The sequence below is a fragment of the Bacillus sp. FSL R5-0416 genome (assembly GCF_037975425.1).
Classification (GTDB): domain Bacteria; phylum Bacillota; class Bacilli; order Bacillales; family Bacillaceae; genus Bacillus; species Bacillus subtilis.
On record NZ_CP150252.1, the window covers coordinates 1,180,767 to 1,195,595 of the forward strand.

General features: G+C 43.0%; 17 protein-coding genes and 1 other annotated feature (1 of these 18 cut by a window edge). Of the genes, 14 read left to right on the forward strand and 3 right to left on the reverse strand.

Annotation, left to right across the window (positions count from 1 at the left end; genetic code table 11):
- Positions 1-5: 5 nt before the first annotated feature.
- The gene (locus NYE20_RS06130) at positions 6-185 is read left to right on the forward strand and encodes a YjzC family protein (protein WP_003245356.1); all 180 of its coding nucleotides are present in this window, start codon (positions 6-8) and stop codon (positions 183-185) included.
- Positions 186-230: 45 nt separating this feature from the next.
- Here NYE20_RS06130 and NYE20_RS06135 read toward each other — a convergent pair whose 3' ends face one another.
- Complete coding sequence (locus NYE20_RS06135) at positions 231-416, reverse strand: DUF2929 domain-containing protein (protein WP_003245236.1); 186 nt, start codon at positions 414-416, stop codon at positions 231-233.
- Positions 417-664: 248 nt separating this feature from the next.
- Here NYE20_RS06135 and NYE20_RS06140 point away from each other — a divergent pair, with 248 nt between their 5' ends.
- From NYE20_RS06140 to comZ, 4 genes are all read left to right on the forward strand, one after another.
- Entirely contained in the window at positions 665-1,399 is a 735-nt protein-coding gene (locus NYE20_RS06140; RefSeq protein WP_032721340.1) for a hypothetical protein, read from the forward strand.
- A gap of 81 nt (positions 1,400-1,480) precedes the next feature.
- Positions 1,481-2,038, forward strand: a complete 558-nt coding sequence (locus NYE20_RS06145) for a hypothetical protein (RefSeq protein WP_029317608.1) — start codon at positions 1,481-1,483, stop codon at positions 2,036-2,038.
- 90 nt (positions 2,039-2,128) lie between these two features.
- On the forward strand, positions 2,129-3,082 hold the full coding sequence (med, locus tag NYE20_RS06150; RefSeq protein WP_014476425.1) for a transcriptional regulator Med: 954 nt from the start codon (positions 2,129-2,131) through the stop codon (positions 3,080-3,082).
- Positions 3,083-3,096: 14 nt separating this feature from the next.
- Complete coding sequence (gene comZ / locus NYE20_RS06155) at positions 3,097-3,288, forward strand: ComG operon transcriptional repressor ComZ (protein WP_003224559.1); 192 nt, start codon at positions 3,097-3,099, stop codon at positions 3,286-3,288.
- Between the two features lie 29 nt (positions 3,289-3,317).
- Here the strand turns inward: comZ and yjzB are convergent, their stop codons facing one another.
- Positions 3,318-3,545 (reverse strand): spore coat protein YjzB, encoded by a 228-nt coding sequence (yjzB, locus tag NYE20_RS06160; RefSeq protein ID WP_120027973.1) that lies wholly within the window; start codon positions 3,543-3,545, stop codon positions 3,318-3,320.
- 164 nt (positions 3,546-3,709) lie between these two features.
- Here yjzB and fabH point away from each other — a divergent pair, with 164 nt between their 5' ends.
- From fabH to NYE20_RS06205, 9 genes are all read left to right on the forward strand, one after another.
- Complete coding sequence (fabH, locus tag NYE20_RS06165) at positions 3,710-4,648, forward strand: beta-ketoacyl-ACP synthase III (protein ID WP_160244044.1); 939 nt, start codon at positions 3,710-3,712, stop codon at positions 4,646-4,648.
- A 22-nt stretch (positions 4,649-4,670) separates the two neighbouring features.
- A complete protein-coding gene (fabF, locus tag NYE20_RS06170; protein ID WP_003244890.1) occupies positions 4,671-5,912 on the forward strand; it encodes a beta-ketoacyl-ACP synthase II in 1,242 nt (413 codons plus the stop codon).
- Positions 5,913-5,987: 75 nt separating this feature from the next.
- A complete protein-coding gene (locus tag NYE20_RS06175) occupies positions 5,988-6,773 on the forward strand; it encodes a DUF2268 domain-containing protein (RefSeq protein WP_032725393.1) in 786 nt (261 codons plus the stop codon).
- A gap of 191 nt (positions 6,774-6,964) precedes the next feature.
- A complete protein-coding gene (appD, locus tag NYE20_RS06180; RefSeq protein ID WP_003232965.1) occupies positions 6,965-7,951 on the forward strand; it encodes an oligopeptide ABC transporter ATP-binding protein AppD in 987 nt (328 codons plus the stop codon).
- Positions 7,948-8,937 carry an oligopeptide ABC transporter ATP-binding protein AppF gene (gene appF, locus NYE20_RS06185; RefSeq protein ID WP_041056494.1) on the forward strand — a complete coding sequence of 330 codons (990 nt, stop codon included), beginning with the start codon at positions 7,948-7,950 and terminating at the stop codon, positions 8,935-8,937. Before appD ends, appF begins: the two co-directional genes overlap by 4 nt.
- 87 nt (positions 8,938-9,024) lie before the next feature.
- Positions 9,025-10,656 carry a peptide-binding protein gene (locus NYE20_RS06190; RefSeq protein WP_032725394.1) on the forward strand — a complete coding sequence of 544 codons (1,632 nt, stop codon included), beginning with the start codon at positions 9,025-9,027 and terminating at the stop codon, positions 10,654-10,656.
- A 74-nt stretch (positions 10,657-10,730) separates the two neighbouring features.
- A complete protein-coding gene (locus NYE20_RS06195) occupies positions 10,731-11,681 on the forward strand; it encodes an ABC transporter permease (protein ID WP_014476430.1) in 951 nt (316 codons plus the stop codon).
- Positions 11,682-11,697: 16 nt separating this feature from the next.
- Positions 11,698-12,609 (forward strand): oligopeptide ABC transporter permease AppC, encoded by a 912-nt coding sequence (gene appC / locus NYE20_RS06200; RefSeq protein ID WP_003232961.1) that lies wholly within the window; start codon positions 11,698-11,700, stop codon positions 12,607-12,609.
- A gap of 204 nt (positions 12,610-12,813) precedes the next feature.
- Positions 12,814-13,566: a YjbA family protein gene (locus NYE20_RS06205; RefSeq protein WP_003239298.1), complete on the forward strand. Its 753-nt coding sequence runs from the start codon at positions 12,814-12,816 to the stop codon at positions 13,564-13,566.
- A 33-nt stretch (positions 13,567-13,599) separates the two neighbouring features.
- Here the strand turns inward: NYE20_RS06205 and trpS are convergent, their stop codons facing one another.
- Positions 13,600-14,592, reverse strand: coding sequence for a tryptophan--tRNA ligase (gene trpS, locus NYE20_RS06210; protein WP_339184802.1), 993 nt, complete (start codon positions 14,590-14,592; stop codon positions 13,600-13,602).
- A 58-nt stretch (positions 14,593-14,650) separates the two neighbouring features.
- Positions 14,651-14,829: a binding site (T-box leader), on the reverse strand; it runs 36 nt beyond the window's last position.

Here is a 14,829-nt window from a genome sequence, read left to right on the forward strand (position 1 = left end):
AAACAGTGGGACAGCAGCACCAATTCCGGCCCGGACAGAAAGCGCCTAATAACGGTGTCTACGTAGAAATCGGCGAGACAGGGAGCATGGTTAAAAACCCTCAAAAGGTCCATCTGTCAGCAGGGGAAATGTTTCCCGAAACATCAAACCACAACCGGCTGTGGACCTACAAAAGAAAGCCGTGACCACTAAAAAACCCAAAACAATAAATGTTTTGGGTTTTTGGCTTTTTAATGCTGGCTTGCATTTTTGTTCATAGGCATGATTTCTGCTAAAACCATGATTAAGACATACAGTACAACAGCAATGACAGATGATGTTTTGAAATTATACGTAACGCTGTTCATGCTTGCAACCAAGTAGCATGCCATATGTGATAAAAGGAACGTCCAAATAAAGGCAATAATATATCGCACGTTTCCACCTCGTCCTTCTCATTCTATTCTAAAAGTTATCATACCATACAAAAAGCGAAGGGGGAATCCAATTTTAGCAGAAAGTGAGGTGACAAAAGAGTCTGATTCGTCACACTTTAATGGTAAAATATAAAACGTCAACCAGTATAATAGCCAAAAATGTAAAAGGCTAGGACTTTACCTTATTCGTTTCTTTTCTATTTACATAAGATAGCGTGAGATGAAGTGTGAAAGGAGGCGGGCAAGCGATGGGAATAACGGAAAGATACTTTCAACTGGGAACGGAGCATAATGTCATTCATCTGCCCTATCGCCCGAACGGCTTCGGCATCTTTATCTTGGGGGACAGAACCCACTTTGTCGGACATGATTCAAGCTTTTGGCAGCAGCATTATGGCAGAAATCAGCTTCTGAGCATGTTGATGAATGAAGGATACACTCTTTTTAACAGCAATCTGTTCGGAAGGCATTGGGGGGCGGAAAAAGCAGTCACCTATGCCAAACAGCTGATACATTCTGTGTTGAAGCAGGAAATCCTCAATCCGAAGATTCATATTTTAGCAGAAGGCATGGGTGCTCTCGTGGCCGATGAACTGCTTCGTTTTTCCCCGGATCATATCCGCTCAGCCGCAATGTTGAATCCTTGTCTCGATCTTCAGGCACATTATGAATCGGAAAAAGAAAATAAATTTTTCTATAAGCAATTTTTGAAAGAAGTATCGAAAAGCTACGGAATTTCTGAAAAAGAAGCGGAAGCGCTTCGTTATAAAACAATTCAAAGCTACCCGAGCGGCGTACCGGTTCATATATGGCAGCGTATGACCGGAGCTCCATATCCCTACAGTGTACATGCGGAAGTTTTCAAGGAAAAACAGCAAAAGCAAGGCTCACCGGTCGACATGACATTTCATTTATTTGAGCATCCAAGCAGAATTTATGCATCAATTTGCAAATTCTTTCATAGTCATGAAAAAGAATTATAGAGAATATAATGACAGCAGCCTTCTCTTTTGCGGAGGCTGTTTTGTTTTGGGAAATGAAAAACCGGAAGGGCGGCAGATGCAATGGAATCAACGCTGATTGTAGGTGCGGACGAATTTTTCGGCCTTTCATTATGTGAGCGAATGATGGATGAAGGCATACATGTTGACGTTGTTCTGGCGGAAACAGAAGATAAAATGAGACAAATGTACTTAGAAGAAAGACTCATGTGGCTTGGGAGAAATGAACTCTTTCGCCAGCTTGAACACATTGGAGACCAAAATTATGATACAATTTGTATCCAGTTCGGAAGTTTTTTGCCTTTAGACCAATGTGATTCTCCTTATATTTTAGTATATGAAGAAGACCGAAAAGAATGGGAAAAACGTGAAAAAACAGGCTCGGAAAAAACCGTGATCCTGCCGAAAATGTATGGGCCATGGAAAGAAGAAACAGAGGAAAAAGGCTATTACACAAACGACGTGGCTGACGAGTTGCTGAGATTCCTGTTAGAACCAAGCCGTCATAGCAAAGATCAGCTTTTTGAATTGCAAGTCACAGAGAAAACCTCAAAAGAAGAAGCAAAAACAAAAATTATCGAGTGGAAAAGACAATTTTCATCAATTTTCGACAAATATTAAGAAAAACCTTCCATGTTTCGAGTTTTCTAGATACAATAAACGTATAAAAATAATACATGTTATAGCTTGTCAAAAGGAGTTGAACATGACTTGATCACAAGGCTTGTCATGATCTTTTCTGTCCTCCTTTTATTGAGTGGATGTGGACAAACTCCGTTCAAAGGAAAAATTGAGAAGGTCGGCATGCTCTTTCCTGATACGATTAATGACCTCGTATGGGGCACAAAAGGGTATAAAGGATTACTGAATATACAATCCAAATACAATGTGGACGTCTATTATAAAGAAGGCGTTAAAACAGAAGAAGATATCATAAATGCGATTGAGGATTTTCATAAGAGGGGTGTCAATCTGCTCTACGGCCATGGGAGTGAATATGCTGAGGTGTTTAACTTGGTCGGCGAAGATTATCCAGATATGGAATTCGTCATTTCCAATGCGAAAGCGAAAGCTGATAATGTAACGAGTGTCCATTTTAGCGGGGAAGCAATGGGCTTTTTTGGAGGAATGACTGCTGCCCATATGTCGAAAACGAATCAGGTCGGTGTAATTGCTTCCTTTACGTGGCAGCCTGAGGTTGACGGTTTTATCAAAGGGGCCAAGTATGAAAATCCGGATATAGAGGTAAATACGAAATATACGGATCATTGGGATGATGATACAACAGCAGTAAAGCTTTATCAGAAAATGAAGAACGAAGGCGCGGATGTTGTGTATCCCGCCGGAGACGGGTATAATGTTCCTGTTATTCAGCAAATCAAAAAAGACGGTCTTTATGCCATTGGCTACGTCACAGATCAATCGGATCTGGGCGAGAATACCGTATTAACCAGCACGGTGCAAAATGTGGACAAGGCCTATGAAATCATTGCTGAACAATTTAATAAAGGCACCCTTGAGGGCGGCGATCATTACTACGACCTGAATACGGGAGTCGTTGAGATGGGAACATTCAGCCCGCTCGTCGACAAAGACTTTCAGCAAAGAATCGCCAAGCTGATCAAAACATACAACAAAACAGGCGAGCTGCCAAAAAACGAGTAATGGAGTGACGTCACATGCAGCACGAAAAATCACTTGAATTCTTGCAAATTGCCATGAAATATCTCCCTGAAGCGAAAGAACAGCTTGAGAAATCAGGCATTGAGCTCTCAATGGAGGCCATCCAGCCGTTTATGAATCTATTTACAACGGTAATGGCGGAAGCTTATGAGCTTGGCAAGTCTGACGCTAAATCTGAAACAGAATAAGAAGAAGCCACTTTTTTGAAAGTGGCTTTTCACATGATTTTCTTTTTAATAGCGGAGAGCATGGGCGCAAGCTCCTTTAAAGCGGGCTTGATTTGATCAAGAGAGTTCATAATTGAACCGATTTGGTCCATAATATGCATGTAATGAATCGTCTCTTCGTCGTTTGTCTGAGAAACCTCCTCTTGTTGTTCCTCCTTTTCTTCTGTTGGTTTTGCTGCATCGCCGAACATCATTCTTGAAAACACATCCAACTGCATACGCCTCCTTTCCATATACCATACTCTATGAGTAAGATGAACTGATAGTTTAGACGAATATATTGCCATGTGAAAAAAAATAGGATAGAATTAGTACCTGATACTAATAATTGATCACAACCTGATTGATCTTCTAAATTTAAGATATAAAGGAGTCTTCCCTTATGAAAGCTGGAATACTTGGTGTTGGACGTTACATTCCTGAGAAGGTTTTAACAAATCATGATCTTGAAAAAATGGTTGAAACTTCTGACGAGTGGATTCGTACAAGAACAGGAATAGAAGAAAGAAGAATCGCAGCAGATGATGTGTTTTCATCACATATGGCTGTTGCAGCAGCGAAGAATGCGCTGGAACAAGCTGAAGTGGCTGCTGAGGATCTGGATATGATCTTGGTTGCAACTGTTACACCTGATCAGTCATTTCCTACGGTCTCTTGTATGATTCAAGAACAGCTCGGCGCGAAGAAAGCGTGTGCTATGGATATCAGCGCAGCTTGTGCGGGCTTCATGTACGGGGTTGTAACCGGTAAACAATTTATTGAATCTGGAACCTACAAGCATGTTCTAGTTGTCGGTGTAGAGAAGCTCTCAAGCATTACCGACTGGGAAGACCGCAATACAGCCGTTCTGTTTGGAGACGGAGCAGGCGCTGCGGTAGTCGGGCCAGTCAGTGATGACAGAGGAATCCTTTCATTTGAACTAGGAGCCGACGGCACAGGCGGTCAGCACTTGTATCTGAATGAAAAACGACATACAATCATGAATGGACGAGAAGTTTTCAAATTTGCAGTCCGCCAAATGGGAGAATCATGCATAAATGTCATTGAAAAAGCCGGACTTTCAAAAGAGGATGTCGACTTTTTGATTCCGCATCAGGCGAACATCCGTATCATGGAAGCTGCTCGCGAGCGTTTAGAGCTTCCTGTCGAAAAGATGTCTAAAACTGTTCATAAATATGGAAATACTTCTGCCGCATCCATTCCGATCTCTCTTGTAGAAGAATTGGAAGCCGGTAAAATCAAAGACGGCGATGTGGTCGTTATGGTAGGGTTCGGCGGAGGACTAACATGGGGCGCCATTGCAATCCGCTGGGGCCGATAAAAAAAGGTGAGGTGCACACAAGATGACTAAAAAAAGAGTAGTTGTTACAGGACTTGGAGCATTATCTCCACTTGGCAACGACGTCGATACAAGTTGGAATAACGCAATCAACGGTGTGTCCGGAATCGGTCCGATCACTCGTGTTGACGCTGAAGAATATCCGGCAAAAGTTGCCGCTGAATTAAAAGATTTTAATGTTGAAGATTATATGGATAAAAAAGAAGCCAGAAAAATGGACCGCTTTACACAATATGCGGTTGTGGCTGCGAAAATGGCGGTTGAAGACGCAGATCTTAACATTACCGATGAGATCGCACCGAGAGTCGGTGTTTGGGTAGGCTCCGGTATCGGAGGACTTGAAACACTAGAGTCTCAATTTGAAATCTTCTTAACAAAAGGCCCAAGACGGGTAAGCCCGTTTTTCGTGCCAATGATGATTCCTGACATGGCGACAGGCCAGATTTCTATTGCATTAGGAGCAAAAGGAGTGAACTCTTGTACGGTTACAGCATGTGCTACAGGAACGAACTCCATCGGTGACGCGTTTAAGGTTATTCAGCGCGGCGATGCAGACGTGATGGTCACAGGCGGAACAGAAGCGCCGCTGACAAGAATGTCATTCGCCGGCTTTAGTGCCAACAAAGCGCTGTCTACTAATCCAGATCCGAAAACAGCGAGCCGCCCGTTTGATAAAAACCGTGATGGCTTTGTCATGGGGGAAGGTGCAGGGATTATCGTTCTTGAAGAACTTGAGCATGCCCTGGCCCGCGGCGCTAAAATTTACGGAGAAATTGTCGGCTACGGATCAACCGGAGACGCTTATCATATCACAGCGCCGGCCCAAGACGGTGAAGGCGGAGCGAGAGCGATGCAAGAAGCCATTAAAGATGCAGGCATTGCACCTGAAGAAATTGATTACATCAATGCTCACGGGACAAGCACGTATTACAACGACAAATACGAAACAATGGCGATTAAGACCGTTTTTGGCGAGCATGCGCATAAACTTGCGGTAAGCTCTACAAAATCGATGACAGGCCACCTCTTAGGAGCAGCCGGCGGTATTGAAGCCATTTTCTCTATCCTGGCCATTAAAGAAGGCGTGATTCCGCCGACAATCAATATTCAAACACCTGACGAAGAATGTGATTTGGATTATGTGCCTGATGAAGCCCGCAGACAGGAACTTAATTATGTTCTCAGCAACTCATTAGGATTCGGCGGACACAACGCAACATTAATCTTTAAGAAATATCAATCATAATCAAGCCAAACCGGCTGCCCCCAAAGGGTAGCCGGTTTTTTTTGTGTGCATAGGATTAAAAGAGGAGGCGATCACATGAGTGTAGAACAAACATATAGCTGGCTCAGGAAGGCTGATTCAATAGATGATTTGGCGCATTACATTATCCCGCTTTTTTCAGGTGCGGAGAAAAAGAACTGGAAGGGCATTCTGGGACACCTTCAGCATCATGGGATGTTTAAAAACATAAAAGAGGGTATTCAGACTGTTTCCAAGCTGAAGGAAAAAGGTTTTTACGGACATATCCAAAAGGAAGAACAGTACCTCAAAAACAAATGGCAAGGTCCTGATGTACCAATTGTCACGCTGCCGGTTGATGAACGAAACAGGAGAATTCGTTTAGAATTCGGATCAAAATCAGGACTCGCCTTTCAAGACAAAATGTTCCTTTTTCTTTCGTCAGATTTAGATTTTGGGTCAGTATCTGCCCTTATGACGCATGAGTATCATCACGTTTGCCGGTTAGGTCATCTGACAAAAGAGGAAAAGGATGTCACATTACTTGATACAATCATCATGGAAGGGCTGGCGGAATATGCTGTTTATGAGAGGTTCGGCCGAAGTCAAACGGCTGAATGGACGACTTGGTATACACCGGAGCAGCTTCAGGCTTTATATGAAAAAAAGATTGCGCCCCATCGGGATATCAAACGGGATAATCGATTATTTCCCCAGCTGTTATTCGGCAAAGGATATCAGCCAAAAATGCTTGGATACGCAGTTGGATTCAATATTGTAAAAAAATATTTAACTGCCAGTAAGGCAAGCACCGCAGACGGACTGTCCATTCCTGCTGAAACCTTTTTGGATGCAATGCTTTAAAAGGATAAAATAATGGAATTTCATTAATAATATTACATTTATCCTAAAAAATTCTTGATTTTGCAAAATGATTGTAATAATATACAACTATAAAATTTTTCGATAATTCAATATTATTTATTATTTCTGAATAAAGGGATTGCTTTCTCTTGAAAACGTTTGACAACAAGAGGGGGGAAAGGGGAGCTAGCATGAGCACACTTTTAGAAGTGAATAATTTAAAGACTTATTTTTTCAGGAAAAAGGAGCCGATCCCTGCGGTTGACGGAGTCGATTTTCACATCAGCAAAGGCGAAACCGTCGCGCTTGTAGGTGAATCGGGCTCCGGAAAAAGCATTACTTCTTTATCAATTATGGGCCTCGTCCAAAGCTCAGGCGGAAAAATCATGGACGGCTCTATTAAACTCGAAGACAAAGACCTCACCTCATTCACTGAAAACGATTATTGCAAAATCCGCGGTAACGAAGTATCCATGATCTTTCAGGAACCAATGACCTCCCTTAATCCGGTGTTAACAATCGGAGAACAAATTACCGAAGTGCTGATTTACCATAAAAACATGAAGAAAAAAGAAGCCCGTCAACGAGCTGTTGAACTCTTGCAGATGGTCGGTTTTTCCCGGGCGGAGCAAATTATGAAAGAGTACCCGCATCGGCTGTCCGGCGGTATGAGACAGAGGGTGATGATTGCCATCGCACTGAGCTGTAATCCTAAACTGCTCATTGCTGATGAACCAACGACAGCGCTGGACGTGACAATACAAGCCCAAGTGCTGGAGCTCATGAAAGATCTCTGTCAGAAGTTCAATACATCGATTCTTCTGATCACACACGACTTAGGTGTCGTGTCTGAGGCTGCCGATAGAGTAATTGTCATGTACTGCGGACAAGTCGTAGAAAACGCTACCGTTGATGACTTATTTTTAGAACCGCTTCATCCGTATACAGAAGGCCTGCTTACGTCAATTCCTGTTATAGATGGAGAGATTGATAAATTAAATGCGATTAAAGGCAGTGTGCCTACACCGGATAATCTGCCGCCGGGATGCCGTTTTGCCCCAAGGTGCCCGAAAGCTATGGATAAGTGCTGGACAAATCAGCCTTCGCTTTTGACACACAAAAGCGGAAGAACGGTGAGATGCTTTTTATATGAGGAAGAGGGTGCCGAACAATCATGACAGCAGCTAATCAAGAAACAATCTTAGAGCTTCGTGACGTAAAAAAATACTTTCCGATCCGGTCAGGCCTTTTTCAAAGAAAAGTCGGTGATGTAAAAGCGGTGGATGGTGTTTCATTTTCGTTAAAAAAAGGAGAAACACTCGGAATCGTTGGAGAGTCGGGCTGCGGAAAATCGACTGCCGGCAGAACGATGATCAGACTGTACAAACCGACAGAGGGCCAAATTCTTTTTAAAGGGCAGGATATTTCCAATCTCTCAGAGGAGAAGCTGCGGAAGAGTGTCCGCAAAAATATTCAAATGGTTTTCCAAGATCCATTTGCTTCGTTAAACCCGAGAAAGACCCTGCGTTCCATCATAAAGGAGCCGTTTAATACGCACAACATGTATACCATGCGTGAACGAAACGAAAAAGTTGAAGAGCTGCTTGCAAGAGTAGGGCTTCACCCGTCGTTTGCCAGCCGTTATCCCCATGAATTTTCCGGCGGCCAGCGCCAGCGGATCGGCATTGCCAGAGCACTCACTTTGAATCCAGAGCTGATCATTGCAGATGAGCCGGTTTCCGCACTTGATGTATCCATTCAGGCCCAAGTGATTAACTTGATGGAGGAATTACAGGAAGAATTTAATCTTACGTATCTATTTATCTCTCATGATCTGAGTGTCGTACGCCATATCAGCGACAGAGTCGGAGTAATGTATCTTGGCAAAATGATGGAACTGACCGGCAAGCATGAGCTTTATGACAACCCGCTTCACCCATATACCCAAGCGCTTTTATCCTCCGTTCCGGTTACAAGAAAAAGAGGATCTGTCAAACGTGAACGCATTGTCCTGAAGGGAGAACTGCCTAGTCCGGCCAACCCGCCAAAAGGCTGCGTATTCCACACAAGATGTCCTGTTGCAAAATCGATATGCAAGGAACAAATACCAGAATTTAAAGAAGCTGCTCCCAGCCACTTTGTGGCTTGTCACCTTTATAGCTAATGTTGCCCGCACAGCTTTGAGAGGGGGTATGCACACTACATAAACAACAGCTGAGAAGAACGAACATTTCAAGAGGGGGAATATCTAATGAAAAGACGGAAAACCGCACTGATGATGCTAAGTGTATTGATGGTTCTGGCCATCTTTTTATCAGCCTGCTCGGGATCAAAATCGAGCAACAGCAGCGCGAAAAAATCAGCAGGCAAACCGCAGCAAGGCGGGGATTTGGTTGTTGGTTCAATCGGAGCGCCAACACTTTTCAACTCATTATATTCAACAGATGAATCAAGTACAGATATTGAACAAATGATTTACAGCTTTTTAACGAAAACCGATGAAAACTTAAATGTCAAAATGTCACTGGCGGAAAGTGTGAAAGAGCTGGATGGCGGATTGAAATATGACGTAAAAATCAAAAAAGGCGTTAAGTTCCATGACGGAGAAGAGCTTACTGCCGATGATGTCGTCTTTACGTACAGCATTCCGCTTAATAAGGATTACAAAGGAGAGCGCGGCTCTAACTTTGAAATGCTGAAATCAGTAGAGAAAAAGGGCGATTATGAGGTTTTATTTACGCTGAAATACAAAGACCCTAACTTCTATAACAATACGTTAGACAGCTACGGGATTCTGCCTGAGCACATTTTAAAAGATGTACCGGTTGCAGAGCTTGAAGATAACGAATTTAATAGAAAAAATCCAATCGGCTCAGGGCCTTTCAAATTTAAAGAATGGAAAGACGGACAATACGTGAAGCTTGTTGCCAATGATGATTACTATGACGGCCGTCCGTATTTAGACAGTGTCACGTATAAAATCATTCCTGACGCCAATGCAGCAGTTGCCCAGCTTCAGGCCGGAGATATTGATTTCTTTAACGTGCCGTCAACTGACTATAAGACAGCTGAATCGTTTAATAATGTCAAAGTCGTAACAGATTTAGCGTTAAGCTATACGTATATCGGCTGGAATGAGAAAAATGAGCTGTTTAAAGACAAAAAAGTGCGCCAGGCGCTTACGACAGCTTTAGACCGTGAAACAATGGTGCAAACCGTATTAGATGGGGACGGGAAGGTCGCTTATATCCCTGAAAGTCCGGTTTCATGGAACTATCCGAAAGATATAGAGGTTCCTAAATTTGAATACAACGTCAAAAAAGCTAAGAAGATGCTGAAAGAAGCCGGCTGGGAAGATACTGACGGTGACGGCATCCTCGATAAAGACGGTAAAAAATTCGAGTTTACACTGAAAACGAATCAAGGAAATAAAGTTCGTGAAGACATTGCAGTTGTTGTTCAAGAACAATTGAAGAAAGTCGGGATTAAGGTAACGCCGCAAATCGTTGAGTGGAGTGCATTAGTAGAACAGACAAATCCACCTAATTGGGACTATGACGCAATGGTTTTAGGATGGAGTTTATCAACGTTCCCAGACCATTACGATATCTTCCATTCTAGCCAGTCTGAAAAAGGCTTAAATAACATGTGGTACAAAAACCCTGAAGTTGATAAGCTTCTCAAAGATGCAAAATCAATCAGTGACCGTAACGAATACTCAAAAGCTTACGAAAAGATTTACCAAAAACTTGCTGAAGATCAGCCGTATACCTTCCTTTACTATCCGAACAACCATATGGCGATGCCGGCTAACTTAGAGGGTTATGTGTATCATCCAAAACGCGAGTTGTACCAAATTGAAAAATGGTGGCTTGCCCAATAATTTTCCCTTGCAGGGGAGGGAGTGCGTTTCCTTCCCCTTTGAATTTGAAAAAGAACAACGAAGGGGACAAGAATATGGTTACATATATTATTCGAAGAACGTTATCTTCGATTCCTATTCTTTTGGGAATTACAATTTTGTCTTTCATTATTATGAAAGCCGCTCCAGGGGACCCGATGACACTTATGATGGACCCTACGATCAGCCAGGCAGACAGGGCTCAGTTTATTGAAAAATACGGTCTCAACGACCCTGAGTATGTTCAATATTTAAAATGGCTCGGCAATATGGTCCAAGGTGATTTCGGCACATCCATCATCAGAAAAGGGACGCCTGTTTCAGAACTGATTTTAGCAAGGCTGCCAAACACACTCCTCTTGATGCTGGTGTCAACAATTTTGGCGCTGATCATTTCCATCCCATTCGGGGTAATTTCTGCAAAAAAACCTTATTCGAAGCTGGACTACGGCATTACATTTACTTCATTCATCGGTTTGGCGATTCCGAATTTTTGGTTCGGATTAATTTTGATCATGGTGTTTGCCGTGAATCTCGGCTGGTTTCCAACCGGGGGAGTCGCCACCCTGAACTCAGATTTCAGTATAGTAGACCGGATTCATCATTTGCTTTTACCCGCTTTTGTGCTGGCGACAGCTGATATGGCAGGCTTAACGAGATATACAAGATCCAATATGCTTGATGTTTTAAATCAAGATTATATCCGGACTGCCAGATCAAAAGGTTTCAAAGAGAATCGAGTATTATTTAAGCACGGCTTGCGGAATGCACTATTGCCTGTTATTACGATTTTCGGCTTAATGATTCCTTCCTTTATTGGCGGAGCGGTTGTCGTAGAGCAGATTTTCACTTGGCCGGGATTAGGAAAGCTGTTTGTCGATTCAGCATTCCAGCGCGATTATCCGGTTATCATGGCAATGACTGTGATCTCGGCGGTTCTTGTCGTTGTCGGAAACCTCATTGCAGACATCCTTTACGCGATTGTTGATCCGCGGATCGAATATTAAAAGGAGGGAAACAGAGATGTCAGAGCTACAAACAACTCCCTCGCCGGAGATCAGGCTGAAAGAAAATATTTCGAAAAAGCCAGAAACAATGACAAAGATTTTCTGGGAAAAATTCTCGAAAAACAAACTGGCCATTTTAGGTGCCGTTATTCTTTTTATCATTATTATGTCGGCTGTTTTCGCCCCTTTAATTGCACCTTATCCCCAAGAGCAGCAAAGCCTGCTTGATAAATATAAGGCGCCGGGCCTTGAACATCTGATGGGAACGGATAAATTTGGACGTGATATTTTCAGCCGGATCCTATATGGAGCGCGTGTCTCTTTATTGGTTGGATTTGCGTCCGTAGTCGGTTCGATTTTGATCGGAACGGTTTTAGGAGCATTAGCTGGATACTTCAGAGGAATAGTGGATGCTGTCATCATGCGTGTAGTTGACATTGTGTTATCCATTCCTGATATTTTCTTGTTGATCACGCTGGTCACCATCTTCAAGCCGGGTGTGGACAAACTGATTTTAATTTTCTGTCTCACAGGATGGACCACAACAGCACGATTAGTAAGGGGAGAATTCTTGTCGCTCCGTTCAAGGGAATATGTTCTTGCTGCTAAAACAATTGGAACAAAAACGCACAAAATTATTTTTTCTCATATCCTCCCCAATGCGTTAGGACCGATTATTGTGTCAGCTACGCTGAAAGTGGGGTCTGTTATTCTAGCTGAATCGGCGCTAAGCTACTTAGGCTTTGGAATCCAGCCGCCAATCGCTAGCTGGGGGAACATGCTTCAAGACGCACAGAATTTCACAGTAATGATTCAAGCATGGTGGTACCCGTTATTTCCCGGGCTATTTATTTTAATGACCGTTTTATGCTTCAACTTTGTCGGTGATGGCCTGCGGGATGCGCTTGACCCGAAAAATATTAAATAAAAATGAATATCATATCTGTTATAAAATATCACCAAATCAGAAAAAAGCAGGTCTCCTTTTGTCAGAAAATATACAAAGAGATCTGCTTTTTATGATTCTTACATAAACCCAGTGATTCCAGATTTCCTCAATCTCTTTGGAATAATTTCTCTATCCCTTGCCTATACTGTGGACAACAGTTTTTATAAAAGTGAGGGGTTAGAGATGTTATTTCTTCATGATGTGTGGGTCAATTGGTTTGAAGGGGAAGAAAATGGCTACAATGTATGCCACTTTCACGAATGGCGCAAGGAAGATACGGTTGAGCTTTTGGATCAGGTGCCGCTGTTAAGGGTGCCGTCAGTACTGTTTCATTACATAGAAAACGATTTGTCAGAGCTTCCGAAAGGTTTGCTTGAAGACGTACATCAGAAATCGTACATTCGGAAAAATCATGAGCGGACAAAGCTTGAGTATTGTTTTGTCGTAACAGACGGAATCGGCATTTTAGCTGTCGACACGATCGGCTACACGATCCCTGTCAGAAAAAGCCGTCTGATCCCAAGACAGGAGCAGCTCGTTTATGAAATGGTAAAAGATGTAGAGCCTGAAACATATGAATTTGAGCCAAAGAAGCTGGAATCCTCCAAGGAATATCACATCTTATCATTAGCACCAGAACATGTCAGAGGACTGACGAGAAAAGAACGGCAAATCAAGCAGCTGATGTTTATGGCGCTTGACCAATTAAAAGGGCTGAAAAACCGAGCGGAAATTGGCTACTGGTACACAGAGTGGAATCCGCATATGTATGAACAAATCAAAAGGATGAGCTTTGAAGAGATTTGGGACATGCTGTATAACGAAACAATTGAAGGCTGGTCGGACAAGCACCTAGCTTTTTGCGAAAACCTAATAAAAGGACAGCCTTTTTTCGAAAAGCTTTGGGAAATGGAAAACGAATCAAAGGTCAACTAAAAAAACCGCTCTTTGCAAAGAGCGGTTTTTTGATTAGCGTCTTTTTCTTCCAAGACCCATGGCATTCTCCATTTTTTTCAGCATTTTGTTTGCTGTCCGGTTCGCTCGTTCCGCGCCTTCATCAAGAATCCGGTCTAATTCTTCAGATTCTATCAGCTCGTAATAGCGGTCCTGGATCGGTTTTAATGCGTTCACCACGACTTCTGCCAAATCACCTTTAAACTCGCCGTAGCCTTTTCCTTCGTACTTTGCTTCAAGCTCTTCAATGGTCGTATTGCCGAGGATTGAATAAATTGTAAGAAGGTTGGAAACGCCCGGTTTGTTTTCCTTATCAAATTTGACAATGCCTTCAGAATCCGTTACAGCGCTTTTGATTTTCTTTTCAAGCTGCTTCGGCTCATCCAGCAGGGTAATATAAGCTTTCTGGTTCGGATCAGATTTGCTCATCTTCTTCAGCGGATCATTCAGAGACATGATGCGTGCACCGACTTTTGGAATTTTCACTTCCGGAATCGTGAAGATGTCGTTGTATTTTTTGTTGAAGCGTTCTGCGAGATTCCGCGTCAGCTCAAGGTGCTGCTTTTGATCCTCACCGACAGGCACAAGATCCGTTCCGTACAGCAGAATATCAGCGGACATTAGCGGCGGATATGTTAACAGGCCGGAGACGACAGCTTCATTGCCTTTGGATTTGTCCTTAAATTGAGTCATCCGCTCAAGCTCGCCGATATATGCGACACACTGCATCATCCATCCGGCCTGCGCATGCGCGGGGACCTCTGATTGAATAAACAATGTTGCTTTTTCTGGATCAAGTCCGACAGCTAAGTAAAGCGCTGCGAGATTGCGGATATTCTTTCTAAGCTCAAGCCGGTCTTGAGGAACAGTTATCGCATGCTGGTCCACGATGCAAAAATAGCTATTATAATCATGCTGCAGTTCGACAAACTGCTTCATTGCACCGATATAGTTGCCGAGCGTCACTGAGCCGCTTGGCTGAATGCCTGAAAAAATCGTTTGTTTCATGAAAACATCAACCTCATTTCTTAAAACATAATAAAAAAGGCTCATTCTTCCCCTGTAAAAAAGGGACGAATGAACCGTGGTACCACCCTGATTATTCCATTAAAATGAAATCACTCTGACGTTTGTAACGGAGACTGCTCCGGCTGAGCCTACTTTTTTCCAGTTCGGTCAGCTGCTCCAAAGTCCATTCCACATTGCCCGTTATCTGCTCCCAGCACCGCAGACTCTCTTCAAACA

What these genes read in the sequence shown, in the direction of transcription:
- NYE20_RS06140 (WP_032721340.1), top strand. Translation starts at nt 665, where the DNA reads ATGGGAATAACGGAAAGATACTTTCAACTGGGAACGGAGCATAATGTC.
- NYE20_RS06145 (WP_029317608.1), top strand. Translation starts at nt 1,481, where the DNA reads ATGGAATCAACGCTGATTGTAGGTGCGGACGAATTTTTCGGCCTTTCA.
- comZ (WP_003224559.1), top strand. Translation starts at nt 3,097, where the DNA reads ATGCAGCACGAAAAATCACTTGAATTCTTGCAAATTGCCATGAAATAT.
- yjzB (WP_120027973.1), bottom strand. Translation starts at nt 3,545, where the DNA reads ATGCAGTTGGATGTGTTTTCAAGAATGATGTTCGGCGATGCAGCAAAA.
- fabH (WP_160244044.1), top strand. Translation starts at nt 3,710, where the DNA reads ATGAAAGCTGGAATACTTGGTGTTGGACGTTACATTCCTGAGAAGGTT.
- fabF (WP_003244890.1), top strand. Translation starts at nt 4,671, where the DNA reads ATGACTAAAAAAAGAGTAGTTGTTACAGGACTTGGAGCATTATCTCCA.
- NYE20_RS06175 (WP_032725393.1), top strand. Translation starts at nt 5,988, where the DNA reads ATGAGTGTAGAACAAACATATAGCTGGCTCAGGAAGGCTGATTCAATA.
- appD (WP_003232965.1), top strand. Translation starts at nt 6,965, where the DNA reads ATGAGCACACTTTTAGAAGTGAATAATTTAAAGACTTATTTTTTCAGG.
- appF (WP_041056494.1), top strand. Translation starts at nt 7,948, where the DNA reads ATGACAGCAGCTAATCAAGAAACAATCTTAGAGCTTCGTGACGTAAAA.
- NYE20_RS06190 (WP_032725394.1), top strand. Translation starts at nt 9,025, where the DNA reads ATGAAAAGACGGAAAACCGCACTGATGATGCTAAGTGTATTGATGGTT.
- NYE20_RS06195 (WP_014476430.1), top strand. Translation starts at nt 10,731, where the DNA reads ATGGTTACATATATTATTCGAAGAACGTTATCTTCGATTCCTATTCTT.
- appC (WP_003232961.1), top strand. Translation starts at nt 11,698, where the DNA reads ATGTCAGAGCTACAAACAACTCCCTCGCCGGAGATCAGGCTGAAAGAA.
- NYE20_RS06205 (WP_003239298.1), top strand. Translation starts at nt 12,814, where the DNA reads ATGTTATTTCTTCATGATGTGTGGGTCAATTGGTTTGAAGGGGAAGAA.
- trpS (WP_339184802.1), bottom strand. Translation starts at nt 14,592, where the DNA reads ATGAAACAAACGATTTTTTCAGGCATTCAGCCAAGCGGCTCAGTGACG.